This is a genomic window from Enterobacter sp. 940_PEND (assembly GCF_001059415.1).
In the GTDB taxonomy this organism is placed as follows: Bacteria; Pseudomonadota; Gammaproteobacteria; order Enterobacterales; family Enterobacteriaceae; genus Enterobacter; species Enterobacter cloacae_M.
Genome location: NZ_JUMS01000008.1, coordinates 1 through 7,733, shown reverse-complemented (window position 1 = coordinate 7,733; position 7,733 = coordinate 1). Strand labels below are relative to the sequence as shown.

The 7,733-nt window shown below is 55.2% G+C and carries 6 protein-coding genes; 1 reads left to right on the top strand and 5 read right to left on the bottom strand.

Going from position 1 to position 7,733, the window contains the following annotated elements; all coding sequences use genetic code 11:
• Window positions 1-365: 365 nt before the first annotated feature.
• Window positions 366-1,316, top strand: coding sequence for a type I pantothenate kinase (coaA, locus tag ADJ24_RS02650; protein ID WP_032668002.1), 951 nt, complete (start codon window positions 366-368; stop codon window positions 1,314-1,316).
• 43 nt (window positions 1,317-1,359) lie between these two features.
• On the opposite strand, the gene dppF is transcribed toward coaA, so the two are convergent.
• The 5 genes from dppF to dppA all read right to left on the bottom strand — a co-directional run bounded on the left by dppF (window position 1,360) and on the right by dppA (window position 7,063).
• On the bottom strand, window positions 1,360-2,373 hold the full coding sequence (gene dppF / locus ADJ24_RS02645; protein ID WP_023309965.1) for a dipeptide ABC transporter ATP-binding subunit DppF: 1,014 nt from the start codon (window positions 2,371-2,373) through the stop codon (window positions 1,360-1,362).
• Window positions 2,370-3,353, bottom strand: a complete 984-nt coding sequence (gene dppD, locus ADJ24_RS02640; protein ID WP_023309964.1) for a dipeptide ABC transporter ATP-binding protein — start codon at window positions 3,351-3,353, stop codon at window positions 2,370-2,372. The genes dppF and dppD overlap by 4 nt, the downstream gene beginning before the upstream one ends.
• A gap of 10 nt (window positions 3,354-3,363) precedes the next feature.
• Window positions 3,364-4,266, bottom strand: coding sequence for a dipeptide ABC transporter permease DppC (gene dppC / locus ADJ24_RS02635; RefSeq protein WP_023309963.1), 903 nt, complete (start codon window positions 4,264-4,266; stop codon window positions 3,364-3,366).
• A 9-nt stretch (window positions 4,267-4,275) separates the two neighbouring features.
• The gene (gene dppB / locus ADJ24_RS02630; protein ID WP_023309962.1) at window positions 4,276-5,295 is read right to left on the bottom strand and encodes a dipeptide ABC transporter permease DppB; all 1,020 of its coding nucleotides are present in this window, start codon (window positions 5,293-5,295) and stop codon (window positions 4,276-4,278) included.
• A gap of 160 nt (window positions 5,296-5,455) precedes the next feature.
• Window positions 5,456-7,063 carry a dipeptide ABC transporter periplasmic-binding protein DppA gene (gene dppA, locus ADJ24_RS02625; protein WP_023309961.1) on the bottom strand — a complete coding sequence of 536 codons (1,608 nt, stop codon included), beginning with the start codon at window positions 7,061-7,063 and terminating at the stop codon, window positions 5,456-5,458.
• Window positions 7,064-7,733 lie beyond the last annotated feature (670 nt).

Genomic DNA, 7,733 nt, shown 5'->3' with positions numbered 1-7,733 from the left:
GACCTACTGATTACAAGTCAGTTGCTCTACCTACTGAGCTAAGTCGGCATCAAGTAGCGCGCATTCTATGGATACCTGCGCGGTCATGCAACTAAAAATTTGCATAAAACGTTCTTTCGCTCACATTTTATGCGAAGAGCGTGTCGGACGCTGTAAAAGTAGTCATTTGAGGTCAAATATTCAACATATCATCGTGATTTGCACCGTATTCACCGTAGCGTGACGGCTTCCGCGTAACGCAGCGCTTTCCATCTTTTTTCTTATTATTCCCGTCATCTGGTGTTAACCTCCTGCCCATTGTCCAAAATTAACTGTGTGATGAGCCATGATCCGACAGTGTGTTGCTGGCTCACTGAAGCATGCTTATGAGCAAAAAAGAGCAAACGTTAATGACGCCTTATCTTCACTTTAACCGCAGCCAGTGGGCTGCCCTGCGTGATTCCGTCCCTATGACGCTGACGGAAGGTGAAATCGCACGGTTAAAAGGGATAAACGAAGATCTGTCCCTGGAAGAAGTGGCAGAAATTTATCTCCCCCTCTCTCGCTTGCTTAACTTCTATATCAGCTCGAACCTGCGTCGTCAGGCCGTGCTGGAGCAGTTTCTCGGGACGAACGGTCAACGCATTCCTTATATCATTAGTATCGCAGGCAGCGTGGCCGTGGGTAAAAGTACCACCGCGCGCGTCCTGCAGGCGCTGTTGAGCCGCTGGCCGGAACACCGCAGCGTGGAGCTGATTACCACCGACGGCTTCCTGCACCCGAACGAGGTGTTAAAAGAACGCGGGCTGATGAAGAAGAAGGGCTTCCCGCTCTCTTACGATATGCACCGTCTGGTGAAATTTGTCTCTGACCTGAAATCCGGCGTGCCTCACGTGACTGCACCAGTCTATTCGCACCTGATCTACGATCGCATCCCAGGTGGGGATAAAACCGTGGTCCAGCCGGACATCCTGATTCTGGAAGGTCTGAATGTGTTGCAGAGCGGGATGGACTATCCTCACGACCCGCATCACGTATTCGTCTCGGATTTCGTCGATTTTTCTATTTATGTCGATGCGCCGGAAGACCTGCTGCAAAACTGGTACATCAACCGCTTCCTGAAGTTCCGCGAAGGGGCGTTCACTGACCCGGATTCCTATTTCCACCACTATGCTCAGCTTTCTGAAGAAGAAGCGATCGGCGTGGCCACGGGGCTGTGGAATGAGATCAACTACGTGAACCTCAAAGAGAACATCCTGCCGACGCGCGAGCGTGCGAGCCTGATCCTCACCAAGAGCGAGAAGCACGCCGTCGACCAGATTCGCCTGCGGAAATAATCAAGCAGACATAAAAAAACCGGCTTAACGCCGGTTTTTTTCATTATGCCTGTGGCTTCTCGCCATTTTCATCCTGATCGACCGCGAAGCAGGCAACCAGCTGGCCGCCATAATCCTTCAGCTGCGGCTGGAGCTGGGTGCACGGACCGAAGCGGCGACTGCAGCGGGCGTTGAATGCACATCCCGGAGGCGGATTCAGCGGGCTTGGCAGTTCACCCGTCAGCTTAATACGCTCACGACGATCGTCCGGGTTCAGACGCGGCGTCGCAGACAGTAGCGCCTGGGTATACGGGTGACGAGGGTTATTAAAGATCTGGTCTTTAGTCCCCTTCTCCACGCAGCGCCCCAGGTACATCACCATCACTTCATCGGCAATATGCTCTACCACCGACAGGTCGTGGGAGATGAACACGTAAGACAGCCCCAGCTCCTGCTGGAGATCCATCATCAGGTTCAGCACCTGCGCACGCACGGATACGTCGAGCGCGGAGACCGGCTCATCGGCAATCACCACGTCCGGATCGAGCATCAGCCCGCGGGCGATCGCAATACGCTGACGCTGGCCGCCGGAGAACATGTGCGGATAGCGATCGTAATGCTCGGTTTTGAGGCCGACCTTCGCCATCATCGCCAGCGCTTTTTCACGGCGCTGCTCCTTGCTCAGATTACTGTTGATCAGCAGCGGCTCTTCCAGAATCTGCCCCACTTTTTTACGCGGGTTCAAAGAACCATACGGGTTCTGGAACACAATCTGGATTTTCTGGCGGCGCAGCTTCTGCGCCTGCGGATCGTGCTTGAGCAGATCCTGCCCCTGATAGTAGAGCTCCCCGCCGGTCGGCACTTCAATCATCGTCAGCAGACGGCCCAGCGTGGATTTGCCGCAGCCTGACTCCCCCACCACCGCCAGCGTTTTACCGCGTTCGAGGTTAAAAGATACGCCGTCCAGCGCTTTCACCAGGCGTTCAGGGGCAAACAGCCCCTTCTTCACCGGGTAGTATTTTTTCAGGTCGATGGCCTGCAACAGCGGTTGTTGCGTGGTGGCCTGTTGCGTACTCATAGTGTTGGCCTCCCGGCATCATCGAGTGGGTAGTGGCATTTCGACTGACGGCCGTCAGCAAGCTGGTTCAGCTCAGGCTCTTCTGCCCGGCATTTGTCCGTTGCATACGGACAGCGCGGATTGAGCAGACAGCCCTGCGGACGGTCATATTTACCCGGTACCACACCCGGCAGCGACGCCAGACGCGCTTTGTCCTGGGCAAACTCCGGCAGCGCGCGTAAAAGCGCCTGGGTATACGGGTGACGCGGCGCGCGGAAAATATCGTGTGAATTCCCGGTCTCGACCACCTGGCCGGCATACATCACGATGATTTTGTGCGCGGCTTCGGCCACCAGCGCCAGATCGTGCGTAATCAGCACCAGCGCCATATTCTCTTTCTGCTGCAGCGCCAGCAGCAGCTCGATGATTTGCGCCTGGATGGTCACATCCAGCGCCGTCGTCGGTTCATCCGCAATCAGCAGTTTTGGTCGACAGGCAATCGCCATCGCGATCATCACGCGCTGGCTCATCCCACCGGAGAGCTGGTGCGGGTAAACGTCCAGGCGTGATGCCGGGTCAGGAATACCCACCTGGTTCAGCAGGTCGATCGCGCGCTGGCGACGGGTTTTCTTATTCCCACCCTGATGCACCTTAATCGCTTCCATAATCTGGAAACCAACGGTGTAGCAGGGGTTCAGGCTGGTCATGGGATCCTGGAAAATCATCGCCACTTCGGCGCCCACCAGCTGGCGGCGCTGTTTCTCAGAAATGCGCTTCAGATCCTGACCGTTGAACTGCAGGTTTTCCGCCATCACGCGGCCCGGGTAATCAATCAGCCCCATGATCGCCAGCGAGCTCACTGACTTACCGGAGCCGGACTCCCCGACGATACCAACCACTTCGCCCTGATTTACGCTGTAGCTGATGCGGTCCACGGCGCGAAACGGGGTGCCTTCGTCGCCAAAGTGCACCGATAATTTATCTACATTTAATAACGCCATCTCGTGCCTCTTACTGCTTCAGTTTGGGATCAAGCGCATCACGCAGACCATCACCCATCAGGTTAAATGCCAGCACCGTCAGCAGGATTGCCAGACCCGGGAAGGTGACAACCCACCAGGCGCTTTGCGCGAACTGCAACACGTCGGAGAGCATCGTGCCCCACTCCGGTGTTGGCGGCTGCGCACCCATGCCCAGGAAGCCAAGAGCGGCCATATCAAGAATGGCGTTAGAGAAACCGAGCGACGCCTGAACAATCAGCGGCGCAAGGCAGTTAGGGAAGATATTCACGAACATCTGGCGCATCGCACCGGCACCCGCCACGCGAGAGGCGGTGACGTAATCGCGGTTCACTTCCACCAGCACCGCCGCACGGGTTAAACGCACGTAGTGAGGGAGCGCCACGAAGGTCAACGCCAGCGCGGCATTGCCTATCGACGGGCCGAAGATCGCCACCAGCACCAGCGCCAGCAGCAGGCTTGGCAGCGCCAGCATGATATCGACGATGCGCATGATGATGTTATCAACGATACCGCCGAAGTAACCGGCAACCAGGCCGAGTACAACGCCCATGATCAGCGACAGCACAACAACGAGACAGCCGACCAGCAGCGACAGGCGCGCGCCGTACATCAGACGCGACAGCACGTCGCGGCCCACGTCATCGGTACCCAGCAGGTGCGCCAGGCTGCCGCCGTCCTGCCACGCAGGCGGCGCGAGCAGCGCATCGCGGAACTGGTCCGCCGGGTTATACGGTGCGAGGAAATTCGCAAACACCGCAATCAGGATCATGATTACGACATACACCAGCCCTACCACCGCGCCTTTATTGCGCTTGAAGTAGTGCCAGAATTCCTGCAGCGGCGTCATAGGAACCGGTGCAGCGACCACTTTATTTTGAGTGACTTGTGACATGATGGTCCCTTACTTCTTATGACGAATACGCGGGTTCACCACGCCGTACAGCAAATCGACCAGCAGGTTGACGAGGATAATCATCGTCGCGACCAGCAGTACACCGCCCTGCACAACCGGATAGTCACGGCGTTGCAGCGCGTCAATCAGCCAGCGTCCAAGGCCCGGCCAGGAGAAGATGGTTTCGGTCAGGATCGCCCCCGCCAGCAACGTCCCAACCTGGAGACCGATAACGGTCACCACCGGCAGCATGGCATTACGCAGCGCATGAACGATGATGACGCGCATACGCGTCAGGCCCTTTGCGCGCGCGGTGCGGATATAATCCTCACCCAGCACTTCCAGCATCGATGAACGGGTCATTCGCACGATCACCGCCAGAGGAATGGTGCCCAGCACCATGGCAGGCAGGATCATGTGCGCCACGGCATCAATGAAGTTGCCCTCTTCGCCCCAGATAGCCGTATCAATCAGCATAAAGCCGGTGAGCGGGTTGGAGTCATCCAGGAAGACCATATCGCTGACGCGCCCGGAGACTGGCGTCAGGTTAAGCTGCACCGATACCAGCATGATCAGCATCATGCCCCACCAGAAGATAGGCATGGAGTAGCCGGTCAGCGCCAGGCCCACGGCGGTATGGTCAAAAATAGAGCCACGCTTGACGGCAGCCAGTACCCCGACAGGAATACCCACCGCAGTGGCGAAAATCATGGCGCAGATGCCAAGCTCCAGCGTCGCTTTAAAACGCGGCACGAACTCGTCCCACACCGGAAGGCGGCTTTTCAGCGAAATCCCTAAATCACCGTGCAACACGCCCCAGATATAGTGGAGGTACTGCTGCCACATCGGCTTATCGAGACCGAGTTCCGCCAGCAGCTGCGCATGGCGCTCAGGGGAAATACCACGCTCGCCCGCCATAATCATTACCGGGTCGCCGGGGATCATATGGACGAAGGCAAAAGTGAGAAGGGTGATACCGATAAACGTGGGGATAACAAGTCCCAGACGTCGGAGGATGAACTGCAACATAACCCGGATTCTCTCTGATGACGCACGACCAGTGGCGTGACGTCTGTATTGCTCACAAATGTAAATTCCCTCTCCCAGCGGGAGAGAGTTAGGGTGAGGGGATGCATGCACGCCCCTCACCCCTGCCCTCTCCAGAGGGAGAGGGAGAACACCCTACTTATTATTCAACCGATACGTTTTCGAAGTGGTGTTTGCCCAGTGGATCTACCACGTAGCCTTTCACTTCTTTACGCACTGGCTCGTACACGGTGGAGTGAGCAACAATCAGCGCCGGAGCCTGATCGTGCATAACAACCTGAGCCTGCTTGTACAGTTCAATACGTTTGTTGTGATCGTCGGTCGCACGCGCCGGCTGGATCAGGTCTTCAAACGGCTTGTAGCACCAGCGAGAGTAGTTAGAACCGTCTTTCGCCGCCGCGCAGCTGAACAGGGTGGCGAAGAAGTTGTCCGGATCCCCGTTATCACCGGTCCAGCCCATCATTACCGCCTGGTGCTCACCCGCTTTGGCGCGCTTCAGGTACTCGCCCCACTCGTAGGTCACAATCTTGGCCTGAACGCCAACCTTAGCCCAGTCAGCCTGAACCATTTCCGCCATACGGCGTGCGTTCGGGTTGTAAGGACGCTGTACCGGCATCGCCCACAGCTCAACGGTAAAGCCTTTATCCTGGCCAGCTTCTTTCAGCAGCGCTTTCGCTTTCTCAGGATCGTAGGTGTAGTCTTTAACGTCGTCGTTATAACCCCACATGGTTGGTGGGATCAGGTTTTTGGCAGCAACGCCAGCGCCCTGGTAAACCGCCTTGATAATCGCTTCTTTGTTCACCGCGTAAGTCAGCGCCTGACGCACTTTCACGTCATCAAACGGTTTCTTCTCGGTGTTAAAGGAGAGATAGCCCACGTTCAGGCCGGCCTGCTCCAGCAGGTTGATGTTCTTGTCCTGCTTCATGCGGGCGATATCAGCCGGGTTCGGGTACGGCATCACCTGACATTCGTTTTTCTGCAGTTTTGCGTAACGCACGGAAGCATCAGGCGTGATGGAGAAGACCAGACGGTCGATCTGCGGCTTGGTGCCCCAATAGCCTTCGAACGCTTTATACAGAATGCGGGAGTCTTTCTGGTACTGCAGCAGCTGGAATGGACCGGTACCGATTGGGTTCAGGTCAACTTTCTCCGGCGTGCCGGCTTTCAGCATGTTGTCCGCGTACTCTTTGGACAGAATTGAGGCGAAGTCCATGGCCAGGTCAGCCAGGAATGGCGCTTCCGGACGCGTCAGCACGAACTGAACCGTTTTATCGTCCACTTTTTTCACTTCAGCGATCAGGTCTGGCAGACCCATCCCTTCGAAGTATTCATAGCTGCCGCCAGACACTTTATGGTACGGGTTCTGAGCGTTTTTCTGACGGTCAAAGGAGAACACAACGTCGTCGGCGTTAAAGTCGCGCGTTGGTTTGAAATCTTTGCTGTCCTGCCACTTCACGCCCTGGCGCAGGTGGAAGGTATAGGTTTTGCCGTCTTCGCTGACGTCCCACTTCTCGGCCAGACCCGGAATTACTTCCGTGGTACCGGTTTTGAATTCAACCAGACGGTTATAGATCGGTACAGAGCTTGCGTCGTAAGTCGTACCAGAGGTAAAGAGCTGTGGGTTAAAGCCTTCCGGCGAGCCTTCAGAACAGTAAACCAGGGTTTTTGCCTGTACGCTTGCTGCCACGGTCATAGCCACCAGGCTCAGACCAAGCTTCAGCATCCCTGACTTCTTCAAGGAAATACTCATTATTCTGCTCCAATGTGATGTTTTGCTTTGTTGTGTTACGCCGCCAGACCTTTATTTATTTTTTACCCGGTCCGGTCGGTGATGCCCGAAGGCTTTAAAGGGATGGAGAATCCTTTCAGAAGAGCGTTTGAGTTGCAGCGCAGATCGTCCCTGAAATGCCCCTCATGCCCTACAATCTGTCAACAGAATGTGAAAACGTCAATACAGGTGACGGGGATTTACGCTGAGTGTGAGAAACCGCAAACAAAGATTAAAAAAACTATGCATGCCAGTTTTCAGCAGGGAAATTTATGCTACTCGCTATCTTGCAGCACAAGTCTCTTCATATTTCGCAACAATCAGTGATTAACTTTTATTCAGAATGGGTAAATTTTCTTGCAGAATGGTGATTATCTGAGCACTAAATACCGCGAACGTTAAAACGCACAGCGAAAAATGCTGAGGTTATCCATAAGCAACGCGAAAAAAGATCAATCTATATATAAAAAAATACAATGGATTATGTCACAAAATCGTTAACAGGCAGGGAGAAGCAGGCCTAAGGGGCGTTTTGGATACTCTGACGGGATAAGATCATAATGCAAAAAGGGCTAACCTTGCGGTTAGCCCTTTTCAGAATGTGGTCGGCGAGAGAGGATTCGAACCTCCGACCCACTGGTCCCAAACCAGT

What these genes read in the sequence shown, in the direction of transcription:
- dppA (WP_023309961.1), bottom strand. Translation starts at nt 7,063, where the DNA reads ATGAGTATTTCCTTGAAGAAGTCAGGGATGCTGAAGCTTGGTCTGAGC.
- dppB (WP_023309962.1), bottom strand. Translation starts at nt 5,295, where the DNA reads ATGTTGCAGTTCATCCTCCGACGTCTGGGACTTGTTATCCCCACGTTT.
- dppD (WP_023309964.1), bottom strand. Translation starts at nt 3,353, where the DNA reads ATGGCGTTATTAAATGTAGATAAATTATCGGTGCACTTTGGCGACGAA.
- coaA (WP_032668002.1), top strand. Translation starts at nt 366, where the DNA reads ATGAGCAAAAAAGAGCAAACGTTAATGACGCCTTATCTTCACTTTAAC.
- dppC (WP_023309963.1), bottom strand. Translation starts at nt 4,266, where the DNA reads ATGTCACAAGTCACTCAAAATAAAGTGGTCGCTGCACCGGTTCCTATG.
- dppF (WP_023309965.1), bottom strand. Translation starts at nt 2,373, where the DNA reads ATGAGTACGCAACAGGCCACCACGCAACAACCGCTGTTGCAGGCCATC.